14 protein-coding genes are annotated in these 17,678 nt (G+C 40.9%); 8 read left to right on the plus strand and 6 right to left on the minus strand.

What is annotated here, in order from left to right; genetic code table 11:
* The first annotated feature begins 25 nt into the window (after window positions 1-25).
* Window positions 26-1,756 carry a RagB/SusD family nutrient uptake outer membrane protein gene (locus tag DFQ04_RS17890; RefSeq protein WP_133558430.1) on the plus strand — a complete coding sequence of 577 codons (1,731 nt, stop codon included), beginning with the start codon at window positions 26-28 and terminating at the stop codon, window positions 1,754-1,756.
* A 141-nt stretch (window positions 1,757-1,897) separates the two neighbouring features.
* Window positions 1,898-5,422 carry a VCBS repeat-containing protein gene (locus DFQ04_RS17895; protein WP_133558432.1) on the plus strand — a complete coding sequence of 1,175 codons (3,525 nt, stop codon included), beginning with the start codon at window positions 1,898-1,900 and terminating at the stop codon, window positions 5,420-5,422.
* Here the strand turns inward: DFQ04_RS17895 and DFQ04_RS17900 are convergent, their stop codons facing one another.
* Window positions 5,423-6,184, minus strand: coding sequence for a creatininase family protein (locus tag DFQ04_RS17900; RefSeq protein ID WP_133558434.1), 762 nt, complete (start codon window positions 6,182-6,184; stop codon window positions 5,423-5,425).
* An 82-nt stretch (window positions 6,185-6,266) separates the two neighbouring features.
* Here DFQ04_RS17900 and DFQ04_RS17905 point away from each other — a divergent pair, with 82 nt between their 5' ends.
* The 4 genes from DFQ04_RS17905 (at window position 6,267) to DFQ04_RS17920 (ending at window position 10,111) form a co-directional block, all read left to right on the plus strand.
* Complete coding sequence (locus tag DFQ04_RS17905) at window positions 6,267-7,253, plus strand: isoaspartyl peptidase/L-asparaginase family protein (protein WP_133558436.1); 987 nt, start codon at window positions 6,267-6,269, stop codon at window positions 7,251-7,253.
* Window positions 7,250-7,987: a copper homeostasis protein CutC gene (locus DFQ04_RS17910; protein WP_133558438.1), complete on the plus strand. Its 738-nt coding sequence runs from the start codon at window positions 7,250-7,252 to the stop codon at window positions 7,985-7,987. Before DFQ04_RS17905 ends, DFQ04_RS17910 begins: the two co-directional genes overlap by 4 nt.
* A gap of 10 nt (window positions 7,988-7,997) precedes the next feature.
* Entirely contained in the window at window positions 7,998-9,533 is a 1,536-nt protein-coding gene (locus DFQ04_RS17915; RefSeq protein WP_133558440.1) for an FG-GAP repeat domain-containing protein, read from the plus strand.
* A 119-nt stretch (window positions 9,534-9,652) separates the two neighbouring features.
* Window positions 9,653-10,111, plus strand: a complete 459-nt coding sequence (locus DFQ04_RS17920) for a CBS domain-containing protein (protein ID WP_133558442.1) — start codon at window positions 9,653-9,655, stop codon at window positions 10,109-10,111.
* An 82-nt stretch (window positions 10,112-10,193) separates the two neighbouring features.
* Here the strand turns inward: DFQ04_RS17920 and DFQ04_RS17925 are convergent, their stop codons facing one another.
* The 4 genes from DFQ04_RS17925 to DFQ04_RS17940 all read right to left on the minus strand — a co-directional run bounded on the left by DFQ04_RS17925 (window position 10,194) and on the right by DFQ04_RS17940 (window position 13,515).
* Window positions 10,194-10,670 (minus strand): acyl-CoA thioesterase, encoded by a 477-nt coding sequence (locus DFQ04_RS17925; protein ID WP_133558444.1) that lies wholly within the window; start codon window positions 10,668-10,670, stop codon window positions 10,194-10,196.
* Between the two features lie 4 nt (window positions 10,671-10,674).
* Window positions 10,675-11,970 carry an MgtC/SapB family protein gene (locus tag DFQ04_RS17930; RefSeq protein ID WP_133558446.1) on the minus strand — a complete coding sequence of 432 codons (1,296 nt, stop codon included), beginning with the start codon at window positions 11,968-11,970 and terminating at the stop codon, window positions 10,675-10,677.
* Window positions 11,971-12,064: 94 nt separating this feature from the next.
* Window positions 12,065-12,952 carry a dienelactone hydrolase family protein gene (locus DFQ04_RS17935; protein ID WP_133558448.1) on the minus strand — a complete coding sequence of 296 codons (888 nt, stop codon included), beginning with the start codon at window positions 12,950-12,952 and terminating at the stop codon, window positions 12,065-12,067.
* Between the two features lie 98 nt (window positions 12,953-13,050).
* Window positions 13,051-13,515 (minus strand): YehS family protein, encoded by a 465-nt coding sequence (locus DFQ04_RS17940; RefSeq protein WP_133558450.1) that lies wholly within the window; start codon window positions 13,513-13,515, stop codon window positions 13,051-13,053.
* Window positions 13,516-13,651: 136 nt separating this feature from the next.
* Between DFQ04_RS17940 and DFQ04_RS17945 the strand changes: the two genes are divergently transcribed.
* Window positions 13,652-14,221 carry a Pycsar system effector family protein gene (locus tag DFQ04_RS17945; RefSeq protein ID WP_133558452.1) on the plus strand — a complete coding sequence of 190 codons (570 nt, stop codon included), beginning with the start codon at window positions 13,652-13,654 and terminating at the stop codon, window positions 14,219-14,221.
* A 207-nt stretch (window positions 14,222-14,428) separates the two neighbouring features.
* Window positions 14,429-16,648, plus strand: coding sequence for a catalase/peroxidase HPI (katG, locus tag DFQ04_RS17950; RefSeq protein WP_133558454.1), 2,220 nt, complete (start codon window positions 14,429-14,431; stop codon window positions 16,646-16,648).
* 121 nt (window positions 16,649-16,769) lie between these two features.
* Here katG and DFQ04_RS17955 read toward each other — a convergent pair.
* Window positions 16,770-17,678 (minus strand): MopE-related protein (locus DFQ04_RS17955; protein ID WP_317129617.1); only part of this gene is annotated, 909 nt, incomplete at its 5' end.

Below are 17,678 nucleotides of genomic sequence, written 5' to 3' on the forward strand. Positions count from 1 at the left end.
ATAGAAACTATAATAGATTAATAAAATGAAGAATTTCAAATTAAAGATTGGAGCGTTACTAGCATCGACAGTGATGATGGTAGCCGTGAGCTGTAGCGAAGAGTTTCTGGATATCCCACCAGTTGGGCAACTTTCAGAAAATCAATTGAAATCTCTAGCTGGTCTTGATGCTTCTTTGATTGCTGCCTACTCCCAAGTAAATGGTAGAGGTAACCGTTTAGGTTCTCCTTCCAACTGGGTTTGGGGAAGTATTCGAGGTGGCGAGGCTAACAAAGGAACTGACCCTGGTGATTTCAGTACAATTAACCCTATTCAGCGTTTTGAAAATAACGCTGCTGGTGGTGAGATGGGATCTAAGTACAATGTTTGCTACGAAGGTATTGCCCGTGCAAATAACGTATTGAGACTTCTTAAGGATCCAGGATCGGATGTTACTCCTGCTGATGTAAAAAGATTGACTGCTCAAGCTAAGTTCTTGAGAGCTCACTTCTATTTCGAATTGGCTCGTGACTATAATAGAACTCCGTACGTGGATGAGAATGTAGATTATGGATCAGGTTTGGAAGAAGTTAAAAATGATAAGGACCTTTGGCCTTTCATTATCAAAGATTTGCAGGATGCAATCGTAGATCTTCCAGCTACTCAGCCTCAGGTTGGTAGAGTTAATCTTTGGGCTGCTAGAGCATACCTAGGAAAGGTATACATGTATACTAAAGAGTATGCTAAGGCAAAAACTGAATTTGATGCTGTTATCAAAGATGGTGTAACCTCTAATGGTAAGAAATATGGTCTAGTTCCATATTATGATGATGCCTTCAGAGCTGCGAATGATAACCACGAAGAGTCAGTTTGGGCTTACCAAGCTGCAGCTAACACTGGTTCAGTAGCTAATGCAAACCCTGAGTTTGACTTGAACTTCCCATACAATACCGGTCCTGCTGGTCCCGGTAACTGCTGTGGATTCTTCCAGCCAAGCTTTTCTTTCGTAAATGCCTTTAGAACTGTAAATGGCCTCCCTCTTTTAAATAGAACCTACAACAGTCCTGCAAACGAAGTAAAGAGTGATATGGGTATTTCATCAGGTGCTGCTTTCACTCCAGATGCAGGTACTTTGGACCCAAGATTAGACCATACTGTAGGTAGAAGAGGAATTCCTTATTTGGATTGGCAAGATCATCCAGGCCAAGCTTGGATTCGTAACCAGCCAAACGCAGGTCCTTACTCCCCTAAGAAGTATGTGTATGCTAGATCTGAGCAAGGTTCCTTCCAGGATAACTCATCTTGGACTCCAGGTTATACCGGTATCAACTTTATGATTATCCGTTTCGCTGACGTATTGTTACTTGCAGCTGAGGCAGAAATTGAAGTTGGAAGCTTAGAAAAAGCCAGAGAATATGTGAATCGTGTTAGAACTAGAGCTATTAACTCTAAGCTTAAGAGAGCTGACGGATCAATGGCTGCTAACTATGATATCAAAACTTACGATGCACCATGGACAGATAAAGCGGTAGCTCAGTCTGCTGTAAGAATGGAGCGTATGCTTGAGTTAGGTATGGAAGGCCACAGATTCTATGATCTTCAAAGATGGGGTACTGCACAAGTTGAATTGGATTATTACTTCGCTTATGATGCAGTTAAACTTCCTGCAGCTTTGGGTGGAGCCAAATATACCAGCAATTATAAGTGGGTTCCAATTCCTCAAGATCAGATCGACCTTGTTGGTTCTGATATCTTGACTCAGAATCCTGGTTTCTAAGAATTCTTAATAATTAGAATTATAAAAGGGAAGGTCATTTGGCCTTCCCTTTTTCTTTTATCTAGGATTAATTGCTTTATTTTTTTCTTCTGAGTAGGGAAAATAGTAATTTTCAAAACCCTATAAGCACCTAAAATCCTTATGAAGTTTTCTTTATTCCCTTACCTATTACTTCTAGTATTATTTATCTCTTCTTGTAAAAAAGATGATAAACTATTTGTTCTGAAGTCTCCGGATGAAACCGGAATTGATTTCAACAACCAGATCATTGAGTCTGACAGTTTCAATATTCTTACTGATGAGTATATTTTTAATGGAGGTGGAGTAGCCGTCGCAGACTTTGACCAAAATGGATTACCGGATTTATTTTTTACAGGAAATCAGGTTCCAAATAAACTTTACCTGAATCAAGGTGACTTTAAATTCAAAGACATCTCTGAGGTTTCAGGTATTTCTGCAGAGAATCGCTGGTGTACTGGGCTGGCTGTAGCCGACATAAATGGAGATGGCTTTCCTGATATTTATGTAGCGACTGCTATGAAAAAAGGTCCAGGAGAAAGGAATAACCTTCTTTTTATCAACCAAGGAGTAGACAAGGATGGAAATGTGACTTTCACGGAAATGGCGTCAGATTATGGAGTTGCTGATCCAGGAAATGGAATGGGAGCAGGGTTTATCGATTATGATTTGGATGGGGATTTGGATCTTTATGTGTTAAACAATGAGCAGGTAACTGCCAAGCCAACCAACTTCAGGGAAAAAGTAACGGATGGCTCGGCCGTAAATAATGATGCATTTTATAGAAATAACGGTGATGGAACCTTTACCAATGTGACTCTTGAGGCTGGAATTCGCTATGAAGGCTTCGGATTAGGATTAGCAATATCCGATATGAACAATGACGGATGGCCAGATATTCACGTCAGCAATGATTACATCACCAACGATATTCTTTATATCAATAATCAAGACGGTACTTTTTCGAATAAAACCAAGGAAAATCTCAGACATCAAAGCCAATTTTCCATGGGTTCTGATATAGCTGATTTTAACAATGATGCTCTTCCTGATTTGATCACCATCGATATGCTCGGTGAGGATAATTATAGAAAAAAAACCACCATTGGAAAGAATATTTATCAGACCTATATCAACAACGAGCAGTTTGGATACGAATACCAATATGTAAGGAACATGGTTCATTTAAACAATGGACCTGATATTCCATTTAGTGAAGTGGGGTTGATGGCCGGTGTTTACCAAACAGATTGGAGTTGGGCGCCACTTTTTGGAGATGTGGACAATGATGGACTCAGAGATTTATTGGTCACCAATGGCTTTCCTAGAGATATTACGGATAAAGACTTTGCTAATTACCGTGCAGATGTAGGAAGTATTGCTTCAGTTCGGCAATTGCTGGATTCTATTCCTATCGTTAAAATCCCGAATTACTCCTACAAGAATAAGGGGGACTTAACCTTTGAAGACAGCGGAGATCTATGGGGCTTAAATGTTCCTTCCTTTTCCAATGGGGCGGCTTTAGTTGATTTAGACTTAGATGGGGATTTGGATTATGTGGTAAACAATATCAATGATCCAGCTTTCATTTTTGAAAACACCCTTAATCAGCAAAAAGAAAAGCCGAATTACTTGAGAATAAAATTGGATGGCCCAATAACAAATCCTTCAGGATTGGGTGCAAAAGCCCTTTTGAAATTTGAGGACGGGCAACTCCTTTACCAAGAAATGCAGGTTATCAGGGGCTATATGTCATCGGTTGAACCGATTATGCATTTTGGTCTGGGATCCAAACCTAAAGTAATGGAGATTAACGTTTTTTGGCCAGATGGTAAAGAATCCAAACTTTCTGAGGTGGATGCTAATCAGGTATTGACGATTTCTTATGCTGAGGCTAGTCCTGGAGCGAATAACTTGGCTATTCTTGATTTTGGATACGGCAATTCTTTATTCACTGAGGTTTCGCAGAACTTAGGCATTGACTTTTTGCATCAGGAGGAGGATAAAATTGACTTTAATATTCAAAGAACACTTCCTCACAAATTATCTCAATATGGGCCAGCCTTGGCTGTCGGAGATTTGAATGGGGATGGATTGGAAGATTTGGTGATTGGTTCTTCTTCAGGAAAGGATCCCGTTTGGTATGTCCAAAATTCTGATGGGACTTTCTCTCAAAAGCCTTTACTTCCCGGAAGCCCAAATTCCTATGAAGAAACAGGGATTCTCCTCATTGATATAGAAAATGATGGAGATTTAGATCTGTATTTGGTTGGTGGAAGTGCTGAATTTGTTCCGAATTCAGTAGAGTATTCTGACCGGATTTTCTTGAATGACGGCAAAGGAAATTTCACTCTGGATGAGAGATTTTTGGGAGATAAATCGAATGGAAGTACGGTAAGAGGAGCGGATTTCGATGGAGATGGTTTTGTTGATCTTTTTGTAGGAGGAAGGACTCCAGTGACTAGATTCCCTTATCCAGACCAGAGTTTCTTGTATAAAAACAATGGGGGAGTTCTGGAAGATGTTACAAAAACCTGGATTCCTGAATTAGAAAATTTAGGAATGATTACCGATGCGGTTTGGTCGGATGTAAACGGAGATGGTAAAGTTGATTTGGTAGTGGTGGGTGAATTGATGCCGATTACTGTATTTGTCAATCAGGGAACACGATTTGAAAAATTGAAAGAAACCGGTTTGGAAAATTATTCCGGTTGGTGGAATTCCATTGCCACAGCTGATTTTGACCAAGATGGAGACTCAGATTGGGTAGTTGGAAATATTGGTGCAAATAACACTCATCATCCTTCCTCGGATCGACCTTTGAAAATCTATGCAAAGGATTTTGATAACAATGGAAGTATTGATCCTGTGACTTTCGCCTTCTACAAGGATAAAATCGGTGGAACTTACCAATCATTCCCGAGTCATTTTTGGGATGATCTTTATGGTCAAAGCACCTTGTTTAGAAGGAAATTCGAGCGCTATAAGTATTATGCTCTATCCACTGAGCAAACTCTTTTAAGTGAGGAAGAGAAAAAGGATGCCCTGATCTTGACAGGTAATTTTGATCGATCTGTATGGGTTGAAAACTTAGGACAGGGTAAGTTCAAAGTTCATGAATTGCCCACCATGGCTCAATTAGCCCCTATAAATGGAATCGTAACTGAGGATGTCAACTCCGATGGATTTGCTGATATTTTATTGGTAGGTAACGATTATGGAAATGAGATCTTCATTGGAAGATTAGATGCTTCTATTGGGCTGGTACTTGTGGGAGATGGGAAAGGTGGATTTTCTCCGATGAATCCAAAGCAAAGTGGATTTGTGGTTCCGGGAGATGCCAAAGCTTTGGTGAAGCTTTCACCCAAAATGGGTTCAGCCATTTACTTCGCTTCCCAAAACCGTGGTAAATTATTGGCATTTCAATCCCAATCCCAAGAGTCCAGATCTTATTCTTTGCCTCAGGATATTATGGCTGTTTTGGTTGAATTACCTGGAGGAAAATCACAAAGATTTGATTTGGGATTGGGCTCTGGATTTGGTTCGCAATCTGGTAGAGATGTAACCATACCATCCAATGCCATCAGTGCATCGATGATCAACTACAAGGGTGAAAAGATTCCTTTGAAAATCACCGCCAATAACTAATCACTTGTAAATTTGATCGGGATTTGCTTCGCAAATGTCAATAATTAATTCGGCGAGTTTGTCGGTGACATCTTCAAAATACCGCCTCCCTTTTTCAGGGGAGGCTTTTTTTGGATTACCTATTCCGGTATCTTCTGTGACTTGAGACCATTTTCTTTCTGCCCAAGCCCACTTTTCACGGATGCCTTTGATTACAGATTTTTTCTCAGCACCATCACCCGCTTTTTCCAATGGTAGGACCAGTTCTGGATGTAAGTATTGAATTAGTGCAGTTTCCATTTCATCGGCATGATCCCCTGCTTCCTCAAAGTATTTGCTTTTATCTAATGCCTGAAACCAATTGCAGGTGAAAAGCATCATGTCTGGGAATTTCAAGCCCAATTCACGAAGCATGGGTTGAAAATTATTTCCACCATGACTATTGACTATCAGGAGTTTTTTCAGGCCCTGTCTATTCAATACCTCAATTATATCCTGTAAAATGATCAATTGGGTACTTGGATTCATGTTGATATCCAAATAGATATCGCTTTGCCCTGTATTTACTCCAAAAGGTATGGTAGGCAAAACCACCACTTTTGCTCCTTTTTCCCAAGCCTTTTTAGCGCCTTCTGAACCAATCGCGTCAGCTTCATAAATATCGGTGCCATAGGGCATATGGTAATTATGTGCTTCTGTGGCTCCCCAAGGGAGAATGGCGAGTTCGTATCGAAACGATTTTAAATCTTTCCAATTTGCTTCTTTCAGAATATAGGGTCTCATTTTGGGAGAGGAATTAGATAAATGGATGGGCTAATTTGGGTCAAAAGTTCTAATTTGACAGCTAGATTCTAAAATACATTTCATGTCTCAAAGAAGAAAGTTTATCAAGCAATCCCTTTTGGGTTCTGCACTTTTTTTACCTGGAGTCGCCGCATCTTGTGCTCAGACTAATGAACAAAAAACTCCGAGTGGTGAAAAGCCCTTGATTTTATCTACTTGGAATCATGGCCTTCCCGCCAATCAGGATGCTTGGGCCAAACTGAATGAAACTGGAAGTATACTCGATGCCGTAGAGGCAGGGGTTAGAAATACCGAATTGGATATGGAAAATCTTTCTGTGGGTTTGCAGGGATTGCCAGACAGGGAGGGGATTACTACTTTGGATGCCTCGATTATGACTGGAGATGGGTCCTGCGGTTCAGTTGCCTTTGTCAGACAAATTAAACACCCGATTTCCCTTGCCAGGGCGGTAATGGAAAAAACCCCTCATGTGATGTTGGCTGGAGAAGGAGCAAGGCAATTTGCGATTGCTCAGGGTTTTCCATTGGAAGAAGAGAAATTGAGTACTAAGGCTCAGGAGGCCTATGACCAATGGAGAATTACCAGTCAATACAAACCCGTGATCAATATTGAAAATCATGACACGATTGGAATGATAGGAATAGATGCCGCAGGAAAACTAGCCGGAAGTTGCACCACCAGCGGCTTGGCTTACAAAATGCACGGCAGAATTGGAGATAGCCCGATTATCGGAGCGGGATTGTTTGTGGATGATGAAGTTGGGGCAGCAACCGCCACAGGTCTGGGAGAATCCATTATCCGAATTTGCGGTAGTTTTTTAATCGTGGAATTGATGCGGCAGGGGAGAACTCCCCAAGAAGCTTGCGAGGAAGCAGTGAGAAGATTAATTGCGAAAAACAAAGGGATTGAGGATATCCAAGCTGGATTTTTAGCCATAAATAAATATGGGGAAGTTGGTGCTTTTGCAGTTCATCCAGGATTTAATTATGCCAAAGCCACTGCTGAAGGAAATGTTTTGATAGATTCGGGAAGCCATTTCAGCAAATGAGTAAAGGAATTTTAGAAGCACCGGTTTTTAATTTACAGGGAGCCTTAGAGGCCGCTCAATTTGGCATTGACCGATTGGAGCTTTGTGCCAATTTTCCAGAAGGGGGAGAGACGCCAAGTGCAGGGATGCTCAGGTTTCTCAAAAGTGAGGTTGATATTCCCATTTTTGTCATGATCCGCCCAAGGGGAGGAGATTTTGTCTACTCCCAAAAAGAATTGATCGTGATGAAGCAAGATATTCAGCTGCTAAGTGAGCTTGGGGCTGATGGCTTTGTTTTTGGCGTTTTGGATACTAAAGGAAAGGTAGACCAAAATGCATGTGAAATGCTTTTGAGGGCAACCAATGGAAAGCCTTGTACTTTTCATAGAGCATTTGATGCTTCATCTGACTTGGATGATTCTTTGGAGAAAATCATCAACCTAGGTTTTGAGCGAATTTTAACTTCAGGAGGTAAAAATTCACTTTCCGAAGGGCTGGATACGGTCAAGCATTTAATGGAAAAAGCAGGCGATCGGATCATCATTATGCCCGGTGGAGGTACAAAGGCCTCCCATATTCCAGAACTGAAAAAAACAGGTTTCTTGCAGGAAGCCCATGCATCCTGCAAAATGCTCCGATCCTCAACCAATGAGTACATCAATTCCTCTCTTTCCTTTTCTTCCACACCCGTCGACTATGGAATGCATTTGGGAGTAGATCCCGAGCTAGTCAAGGCATTTAAGGAAATATTGTAAGGAACCGATCATGAGAAATTTCTGGTTTGGACTCTCTTTATGTTTCTTGTTGAATTCTTGCGGGCAAATCGCAGAGAAAAAGCAACCACCTCCAAGCTTGTACCAGCTTTCCCAGACAGATTTAGATCTTTCTGGAGAGCAATTAGCCAATGGGTATTGCGCAGCTTGTCATGTGAAGCCCGATCCTGAAATTCTGGATAAGAAAACTTGGGAGAAAGTACTCCCTGACATGCGGAAGCGCATGGGACTTTATCTGGAAGAGGATTTTGGAACTGCCCTTCCTCAGGATGAAGGTGTTCCTGATGGGGTTTATTCTAAAATTCCTTTGATTACCCGAGAAAACTGGGCCAAACTCCAAGCTTACTATTTGGAGGAAGCTCCTGAGAAACCATTGCCACAGGAAAAGAAGATTTCTCCAAAAACAGGGATTCCGGGCTTTATACTGGAGATTCCTCAATTTGATTTTATCCGTCCAAGCTTGACCACCATGCTGAGAATTCATCCTCAAACGGGAAAACTTTGGCTTGGCCACAGGTTCAGGGCTTTATTTGAAATGGATCCTAAAAATGGATTTAAGGAATTGGATTCTATTCCTACAGAAGTTGCTCCTGTGGAAATCAGATGGAAGGATTCTAATAGCTTCCAACTTTTAACCATGGGCTTGATGGACCCCGCTAATGATTCTCTTGGGTCGGTTTCCACGTTTACCAAAACTGGATCACAATGGAATCCAAACCTGGATTTTGGAAAATTGATGCGGCCGGTTCATGTGGAAACGGCTGATTGGAATAATAACGGAATTGAGGATTATGCTATTTCCCAATTTGGAAACCATTTGGGGAAATTCAGTTTATTCCTGAGCACTAGTCAAGGGTATAAGGAATTTGATCTGAAAAAAGATCCAGGGGCTAGAAGATCAATGGCAGTTGATTTCGACTCGGATGGGGATTTGGATATTTTAGTTTTAATGACTCAGGCCAAAGAGGCTATTCTTTTATTTGAAAATCAAGGAGGGGAAAATTTTAAAGAGAGATCTTTACTCAGCTTTCAGCCAGCATTCGGATCCAGTGATTTCAAGTTTGAGGATATGGACGAAGATGGATTGAAGGATCTTATTTTGGTAAATGGAGATAATGCAGATCAAAGTCAAATTTTGAAATTCTTCCATGGAGTTCGAATTTTTAAAAATCTGGGCGATGGGAAATTTGAAGAATCCTGGTTTTATCCTTTACATGGAGCAAGTGGGATTGAGATTTCTGACTTTGACTTGGATGGAGATCTAGACTTGTTTGTGATTGCCTTTTTTCCAGACTCTGGACAAAAACCAAGGCAAGATTTGGTCTATTTTCAGCAGGAAGATTTTGAGTTTACTCCTTTCGTTCTAAAAGAGTCGCTTGATTATCATTGGCTTACAATTGCCAAAGGTGATTTGGATTTGGATGGGGATGAGGATATTGTGGTAGGTGCTTTTGAATTCAACCAATTGTACCAAGCTCCTAAGGAAAACTGGAAGCCCTTCGTGATTTTGAAAAATTTAAAGAAATAAAATTTTACATAAAATGTCTTTTTAGGTATAATATATTGAATTTCGGAGTTGGATAGATTTTTTATTTCATAAATAAGATTTTTTCAGTATCTTATTTATCCTTTTTAAATCTAAATTTTATGGTAAAAAGCTTTCAAGGAGTTCGCGTAGTGGAACCCAAAACCCGAATTCAACCTATACTTGTCAAAGATCACATGTCCACCAAGCTGGTAACTTTTCGACCTGAGCATACCATTGATCAGGTGATGGAAGAATTGACCAAAAAGCGAATATCCGGTGCTCCCGTTGTGGATGCTTCAGGGGCTTTGGTCGGGATTATTTCTGAGGTGGATTGTCTCAAGGAAATCATTAAAGGCAAATACACCAATACGGTCAGATTCCCTGCTAAAGTTGAGGAATTGATGACTAAGGATGTGATTACTTTAAGTCCTGATATTTCACTTTTTGATGCCGCTCAGAAATTTTTGGATTATCAAATCCGAAGATTTCCTGTCTTAAAGGATGGGAAATTAGTGGGGCAAATCAGTTTGAGTGATGTCATTCGTGCATTTCCAACATTAAAACATACAACCTGGTAGATTTCTTCTGGAATACACTAAAGCCGCTTTTTGAGCGGCTTTTTTATTGGATTTCACTTTTGGTAACTTATCAAAGTTCAAATTACATTTCATTAAAGAATGGTCTCATCTCTTCGTGAATATCCTCACGTAGCTTTTTAAGCTTCAAAGCGTATTCTTCCAGTTTTTTCTCCTGTTCTGTTTTTGGAACCCAAGGCCTCACTTTTTTAGGGTTTCCTTCCTTGTCGACAGCTACAAAAATGATGATGCAATGAGTTTTCTTCTCAAATTTCTTTTGCTCAAAACTTCTGGAATAGACCTCAACCATGATGTGAATACTTGAGCTTCCAGTATAAATCACCTGGCTGTCAATCTTGATGACCTCCCCAATTCCTATGGGTTTGTAAAATCGAATGCCTCCGACATAAACTGTTACGCAATAGCTCTCCGCCCAATTTCTTGCGCAAGTGTAAGCAGCTTGATCAATCCATTTCATAACTGTGCCGCCATGTACTTTCCCTCCGAAATTGACATCTCCGGGTTCGCTGATAAACTGAAAAGAAGTTTTGTGTGAAGGCATAAAATCAGAGTAAAATAAAGAATGCGAAAATGGCTACCACTGCAATTGTCCCATAACCGATGAGTAAAAGCTTTCTTAAGGAGGCGCTACCTGCATAAATGGCAATTCCTAATTTGACGATGGTATTGGTCATTACGGCAATTAGAATGGCTTGGGATGCGGTTTCTAAAGTCAACTTAAATCCTGCCAGCTTTGAGGCAGAAATGGTGATGGCATCTACATCTGAAAGTCCGGCAATAGCACTAGAAATCAAGGTTCCGGTTTTTCCTAGGTGCAGGTTTGCATAGCTTACAATCAGCAAAATCGCCATATAAATCAAACCAAAAACCAGGGCGCTTTTAAGATCCAAGGGCTTTCCTAATGGGATTTCAGGGTCTTTTATTTCCTGGGAGTTTTTCTTTTTGAGAATAAAAATGGTTACTCCTAGCCCTGAAACTAATACTAAAAGAATAGCAGGAAGAATGGTGTTGAAAAGATTTTGATTAAAGATAAAAGTCCAAATCAATACCCTGAAAAACATTACAGAAGATGCTGCTAAAATGGCGGTGGCGCATTGAGTGGAAATATGCGCATTCTCTTTACTTTTTTTAGAGAAGATCCAGGTAACCGCAGTGCTCGAAACCAAGCCTCCTAGAATTCCGCTCAGCAAGATTCCACTATTTGCTCCTAAAAACTTGATAAGGAGATGTCCCAATAATCCCAATCCAGAAGTCAGAATGATCACCCATCCTATTTCCCTTGGGTTTAAAACATCGTAAGGAGGTGGACCAAAAGTTTGGTTGGGTAGAAAGGGCAGAACCAATAGTGCTAAGACTACAAATAGAATGAAGTCATAAAGCTCTTCTGGTGTGATTTTGCCAACTATTGCCTGAATTCTGAATTTGGAGGATAAAAAGACGACTAGAATCACCGTCACTGAAAGGCAAATCTCTATTAAGCCGTGGAGGACCAGAGTTCCCATCAAAAAGGCAAAGAACGAACTTAATTCTGTGGTAAGTCCCCGATCTCCATGGTTGGCAGTGTACCAATAGGATGCTGTAATTAAAGAAATGATCCCTAAAAGTATCAATCCATAAATCCAGATGGAGAAAAGATGATAGAAGATCCCAGAAACAAACCCCATCAAGGTGAGAATGACAAAAGTCCTCACACCGGAGAATCCCTTTGAATTTTCTCTCATGGCGCTGTATTGCCTTTCTAGTCCGATGACTGCCCCAATTCCCAAGGTCACAGCGAGACGGATAAAAAAATCCTTTTGGGTTAAGGTAAAGGTATCGAAATCAATTATCAGAGTTTCCAAGAGAATTGAAATAGGTTAGTTCTAAGGTTTGCGTGTTTCTGGGTAAGACTTTATTCTAATATACAATAAAAAAGGGGCCGAAGCCCCTTTCAGTTTATTTCAAATTTGCCTTAAAAAAGGCGATCGTTTTTTCCCAAGCTTGATTTGCAGCAGTCTCATCATACCTCGGCGTGGTATTGTTATGAAATCCGTGGTTCACTCCAGGGTAGTTAATCATTTCATATTTTTTGCCATTGGCTTTCAGCGCTTCCTCGTAAGCAGGCCATCCCGCGTTTACTCTTTCGTCTAGTGCTGCATAAATCACCAACAAAGGAGCCTTGATTGCAGGGACATCCTCAGTTGCGGGTTGACCTCCGTAATAAGGAACGGCAGCTTTTAGGTCAGGAATGCGGACAGCCATCATATTGGAAATCCAACCTCCGAAACAGAACCCAACTACGCCAACATTTCCATCGCAGTCTGGATGGTTTTTGAGGTATTCAAATGCTGCGATGAAGTCTTCCAGCATTTCGTCCCGGTTTCTTTTGGATTGCATCTCACGTCCAGCATCATCATTTCCAGGGTATCCTCCTAGGGGAGTTAATGCATCTGGAGCAATTGAAATGAACCCAGCTGCTGCGCATCTTCTGCCTACGTCTTCGATATATGGATTCAATCCTCGGTTTTCATGGACTACCACTATGCCGGGGAATTTTCCTTTACCAGCAGGTTTGGAAAGAAGCCCCTTGATTTGTCCCCCTCCTTTCGGAGAATTGTACATGACATAGTCTGAGCTTTGGAGTCGCTCATCATTGGGGTCAATGGTCCGAGTATTGATATAATCGGGCATCATAGAGCTCATCAAAGCAGTAACTGTAATTCCACCAACCGCATAGGCCGATAGTTTTTCAACAAAAGTTCTTCTGTCGATTCGATTGTGGCAATAGTAATCATAAAGATCAAATGCCTCCTGAGGGATATCTTCTTTTCTTAACTTTTCCATGGGTTTAAAAATTGATTAGTATAAAAGTTAAGAGAAATCAGGGAGAATTAAATCAAGAAATCTCCCAAACGCCAATTTTGATCGACAAATGGCAAGGCTTAGGCAGTTGGTCTGAATTTCAACTGCATGCCCATTAAAAAATTTCTAAGGATTTGATCTTTACATTCCCTGTATTGATGCTGGGAAGGATTACGAAAAAGGGCACTTAATTCATGTTTACTGATTCGAAATTGCCTCAATGCGAAAATTTCCAACATATCTTCATCTTTCAAATTCAAGGCAATTTTCAGCTTTCTCAGAACCAGATTATTGTTAAGCGATTTTTCAGCAACTGGAATTTTGTCGTCTTTCTTTCCTCTTTTCAGAATAATCAACCCATTTAGAAAACTAGCCAAAGGTTTGTCGTATATCGGTTTAAACTCCTCATCCTCTTCTTTTTTCAACCAATTGCTAACTTCTTCACGAGTAACTTCAAGCCCTCCCAAACCAAATATTTCAATCATTACAAAATCATTGAAATCGAAAGTGAATCGGATGGATTTTAAAATATCATTATTACTCATGTCATTAGGATTTGCTCAAAGATCAAAAATTCATTGCTAGGGAGCAATTCTTGGCTTTTCCTTTGAATTTGAAGAATTGGGAAAAAGTCATGTGATTAAAAAAATTAGTATCTTCAATTTAGCTTTTAACCCGCCTATGTCAGAAAATATATTCTTCAAAGAACCCAAGGATAAAAATGGAAGGGAAAGGCAGACCTTTTATCGGGTTGCTTTTCAAAATTCCAGTAATCTCCTTCAGATTGCTGATAACAAAGCCAACATAATCATCAGTATCAATGCTTTGGTGATTTCTTCCATGATTGCTTTAGTTAGTTACGGAAGTATTTCCTCAGAAATTCAAATTGATAATATCTTGATGGTTATGCCGATCCTGATTTTTTTAGGAATCATTATCTCTTCAACGATTTTAGCTGTGCAAGTTGCCCGGCCAAAGATTTTGGGTAAGCCTAAAAACTCCTCAGAGAAACCCGCATTTAGCGTTCTGTTTTTCGGTTCCACCGAATATTACACCTTGGATGAATATGTAGAGGAGACGCACAATGTTTTGGATGATAAAAAGAAGATTCAGGATCAAATGTCTGTGTCGCTATATTTCCAGGGAAAAATCTTAAACCGAAAGTATGCCTTACTGGACAAAGCCTACAAAGTCTTTATTGCCGGAATGGCTTTTGGTGTTTTTGTGTTCTTTTGGATCCTTTCACTTTAGTCGAGGATATGATTTAAATCAGGGAAATTTTGCCCCAAAAATTCAAACCCTTTTCCTAAGCCTTGGAAAGGGGTTTTTCATTTTTACCCATTCAATTCTTTAATAAAACACCCAAGCATCATAGTTTTTATCTATTGGAAAAAAAATTAAATAAGGATTCTTTTTGGTAAATTCGTAATTCAAAATAAACCTAATTCACTTTTACTTATGGAAAGTTACGATATAAACTCAGGAGACATCAGCAAATGCCCTTTTCACAATGGGCAGATGAAAATGGCAGCCGGAGGAGGTACGAGAAATACCGACTGGTGGCCAAACCAATTGAAATTAAACACCTTAAGACAGCATTCTTCTTTGTCCAATCCAATGGATCCGGACTTTGATTATGCCAAGGAATTCAAAACGCTTAACCTAGCTGAGGTTAAGCAAGACATTGAAAAAGCACTTACCACTTCTCAAGACTGGTGGCCGGCTGATTATGGTCATTATGGTCCATTCATGATCCGTATGGCTTGGCACAGTGCCGGAACTTACAGAGTGCACGATGGTAGAGGGGGAGCAGGAGCAGGTACGCTTCGTTTTGCTCCGCTCAACTCTTGGCCTGATAACGGAAACTTGGACAAGGCTAGATTGCTTCTTTGGCCTATCAAACAAAAATATGGCAAGAAGCTTTCTTGGGCTGATTTGATGGTATTGACCGGTAACGTGGCTTTGGAATCTATGGGTCTGAAAACGTTCGGTTTTGCCGGAGGTCGTGATGACGTATGGGAGCCAGAGGAGGATGTATACTGGGGAGCTGAGACCGAATGGTTGGGTGATAAGCGCTACACAGGCGATAGAGAATTGGAAAATCCTCTAGCAGCTGTGCAAATGGGCTTGATCTATGTTAACCCAGAAGGACCAAACGCTAATCCTGATCCTTTGGCAGCTGCCAGAGATATCCGTGAGACATTCGGTAGAATGGCAATGGATGATTACGAAACTGTAGCTTTGATCGCTGGTGGTCACACTTTCGGAAAGGCACACGGTGCAGGAGATCCAGGAAAATTTGTGGGTCGTGAGCCTGCAGCTGCTCCTATCGAAGCGATGAGCATGGGTTGGTTGAATTCCATGGGAAGCGGTAACGCTGAAAATACCATCACTTCCGGATTGGAAGGTGCATGGACAACTACTCCTGCAAAATGGAGCCATGACTACTTCAAGCATTTGTTTGAATATGATTGGGAATTGACCAAGAGCCCAGCTGGAGCTCATCAGTGGACTCCAAAGAATGGTGCCGGGGCGAATTCAGTTCCTGATGCACACCTTGCCTCTAAGAAGCATGCGCCAATGATGTTCACTACTGACTTGGCTTTGAAATTGGATCCAGCTTACGAAAAAGTATCCCGTCATTTCTACGAAAATCCCGAAGAATTTGCTGATGCTTTCGCAAGAGCTTGGTTCAAATTGACTCACAGAGATATGGGACCTAAGTCCCGTTACTTGGGATCTGAAGTTCCTGCCGAAGATTTGATCTGGCAAGATCCAATTCCTGCAGTGAATCATGAATTGGCTTCTGCAAGTGATATCGACGGTCTAAAAGCTAACATCCTTGCTTCTGGTTTGTCAGTTTCTGAATTGGTTTCTACTGCCTGGGCTTCTGCTTCTACTTTCAGAGGTTCTGATAAAAGAGGTGGAGCTAACGGTGCTCGAATCAGACTTGAGCCAATGAAGAATTGGGAAGTAAATAATCCTGCTCAGTTGAATAAGGTTTTGGGTGTTTTGACAAGCATTCAGGAAGAATTCAACAGCACTGCCGGTGGAAACAAGAAAGTTTCTTTGGCTGACCTGATTGTTTTGGGTGGCTGTGCAGCTGTTGAAAAAGCAGCTAAAGATGCCGGAATGGATGTGAAGGTTCCTTTCACTCCAGGAAGAATGGATGCTTCTCAGGAAGAAACTGAAGTGGATTCTATCGAATTCTTGAAGCCTGTGGCTGATGGATTCAGAAACTACTACGGTCCAAGAGCTATCGCTAAAGCTGAAGACTTGCTAGTAGACAAAGCCCAATTGCTTACCCTAACTGCTCCTGAAATGACAGCATTGGTCGGAGGTATGAGAATGTTAGGTGCTAACTGGGATGGTTCTAAGCACGGTGTATTGACTTCAACTCCAGGTAAATTGACCAATGACTTCTTTGTGAATTTGTTGGACGTAGGAACCACTTGGAAAGCAACTACAGATACGCAGCAAGTATTTGTAGGAAGCGACAGAAAGACCGGAGAGCCTAAGTGGACTGCTACTCGCGCAGACTTGGTTTTCGGATCCAACTCTGAATTAAGAGGTGTAGCTGAAGTTTACGGTTGTGCTGATGGCCAAGCGAAGTTTGTAAAGGACTTTGTAGCCGCTTGGAACAAGGTGATGAATCTAGATCGATTTGATTTGAAATAAAATACCTTGATTACAAAAAAGAGGCCCTTTTAAAGGGCCTCTTTTTGTTTGATCTATTTGAAAAAAGATGAGCAATAAAAAAGGCGGTTTATTCAACCGCCCTTTTTGTTTGAATTGGATTTTAATCTTTGATAATCAGCATGCCTGAGATAATTTGGACATTTCCTTTTTTATCCCTTGCCTTAGCGGTGAAGTTGTAAGAACCCGCTGCAAGTTGAGGAAGAGTGATCTGGTTTGGAATATTTGTTCCTGTAAATACCACCAGTCCCTTTGGATTGAAGATGATGATTTCATCTAGAAGGTCAGGAGCTCCAGGTACAAACCACTGTTCTGCCCTGCTTACCATGATTCCAATTCGTTTACCTTTTTCATCATCCAAAATCTGAATAGGGATTTGCGGATTGGCAGGGAGAGTTACGTTTACTGGATTCGTGAATTTGAGATTGAATCTTTCATTTTTCTCAGGCAACTTATCCCCAATGATACCCACGAAAACCTTACCTGAGATAGAGCCGGCTGGAATTATAAGTTTTCCATTAGTCGCGACATAATCTTCCCCAGCTACTGCTTCTTGATCCGATGTGGTATAGGAAAGAATTACTTCTTTTGTTGCCATAGTATCCAAGAAGATTTCAACTCCGAATTGGATTGTGCCTTCATCTCCCTCTTTTACTGGGTAAACCCGAGTTTGAAGTATCGGAATTCTATCAGAGCAAACATCATCAACCATTCCGTTGCAATTTTCATCAATTCCATTTCCGCAGATTTCAATGGCCCCAGGATTGATAGCCGCTAAGAAATCGTTGCAATCCGTATTATTGATTACATATCCATCTGGCTTTGTGCAGGAGGTGATTGATACACTTGGATTACCATATCCGTCTCCATCCATGTCTTGGTAATAAGTTGTCAATTGTTGGACCGTCATAGTCACCGTATTCGAGGTTGCCGAAGTCGGCACAGCACAGGAGGCAGAAGAAGTCATCACCACAGAAACCTGATCTCCATTAGACAAGCTTGCATTGGAATA

This window comes from Algoriphagus boseongensis, assembly GCF_004362805.1.
GTDB classification, from domain to species: Bacteria; Bacteroidota; Bacteroidia; order Cytophagales; family Cyclobacteriaceae; genus Algoriphagus; species Algoriphagus boseongensis.

Excerpts from the sequence above, each read along its gene's own strand:
- DFQ04_RS17890 (WP_133558430.1), top strand. The coding sequence starts at position 26 with ATGAAGAATTTCAAATTAAAGATTGGAGCGTTACTAGCATCGACAGTG.
- DFQ04_RS17895 (WP_133558432.1), top strand. The coding sequence starts at position 1,898 with ATGAAGTTTTCTTTATTCCCTTACCTATTACTTCTAGTATTATTTATC.
- DFQ04_RS17900 (WP_133558434.1), bottom strand. The coding sequence starts at position 6,184 with ATGAGACCCTATATTCTGAAAGAAGCAAATTGGAAAGATTTAAAATCG.
- DFQ04_RS17905 (WP_133558436.1), top strand. The coding sequence starts at position 6,267 with ATGTCTCAAAGAAGAAAGTTTATCAAGCAATCCCTTTTGGGTTCTGCA.
- DFQ04_RS17910 (WP_133558438.1), top strand. The coding sequence starts at position 7,250 with ATGAGTAAAGGAATTTTAGAAGCACCGGTTTTTAATTTACAGGGAGCC.
- DFQ04_RS17915 (WP_133558440.1), top strand. The coding sequence starts at position 7,998 with ATGAGAAATTTCTGGTTTGGACTCTCTTTATGTTTCTTGTTGAATTCT.
- DFQ04_RS17920 (WP_133558442.1), top strand. The coding sequence starts at position 9,653 with ATGGTAAAAAGCTTTCAAGGAGTTCGCGTAGTGGAACCCAAAACCCGA.
- DFQ04_RS17925 (WP_133558444.1), bottom strand. The coding sequence starts at position 10,670 with ATGCCTTCACACAAAACTTCTTTTCAGTTTATCAGCGAACCCGGAGAT.
- DFQ04_RS17935 (WP_133558448.1), bottom strand. The coding sequence starts at position 12,952 with ATGGAAAAGTTAAGAAAAGAAGATATCCCTCAGGAGGCATTTGATCTT.
- DFQ04_RS17940 (WP_133558450.1), bottom strand. The coding sequence starts at position 13,515 with ATGAGTAATAATGATATTTTAAAATCCATCCGATTCACTTTCGATTTC.
- DFQ04_RS17945 (WP_133558452.1), top strand. The coding sequence starts at position 13,652 with ATGTCAGAAAATATATTCTTCAAAGAACCCAAGGATAAAAATGGAAGG.
- katG (WP_133558454.1), top strand. The coding sequence starts at position 14,429 with ATGGAAAGTTACGATATAAACTCAGGAGACATCAGCAAATGCCCTTTT.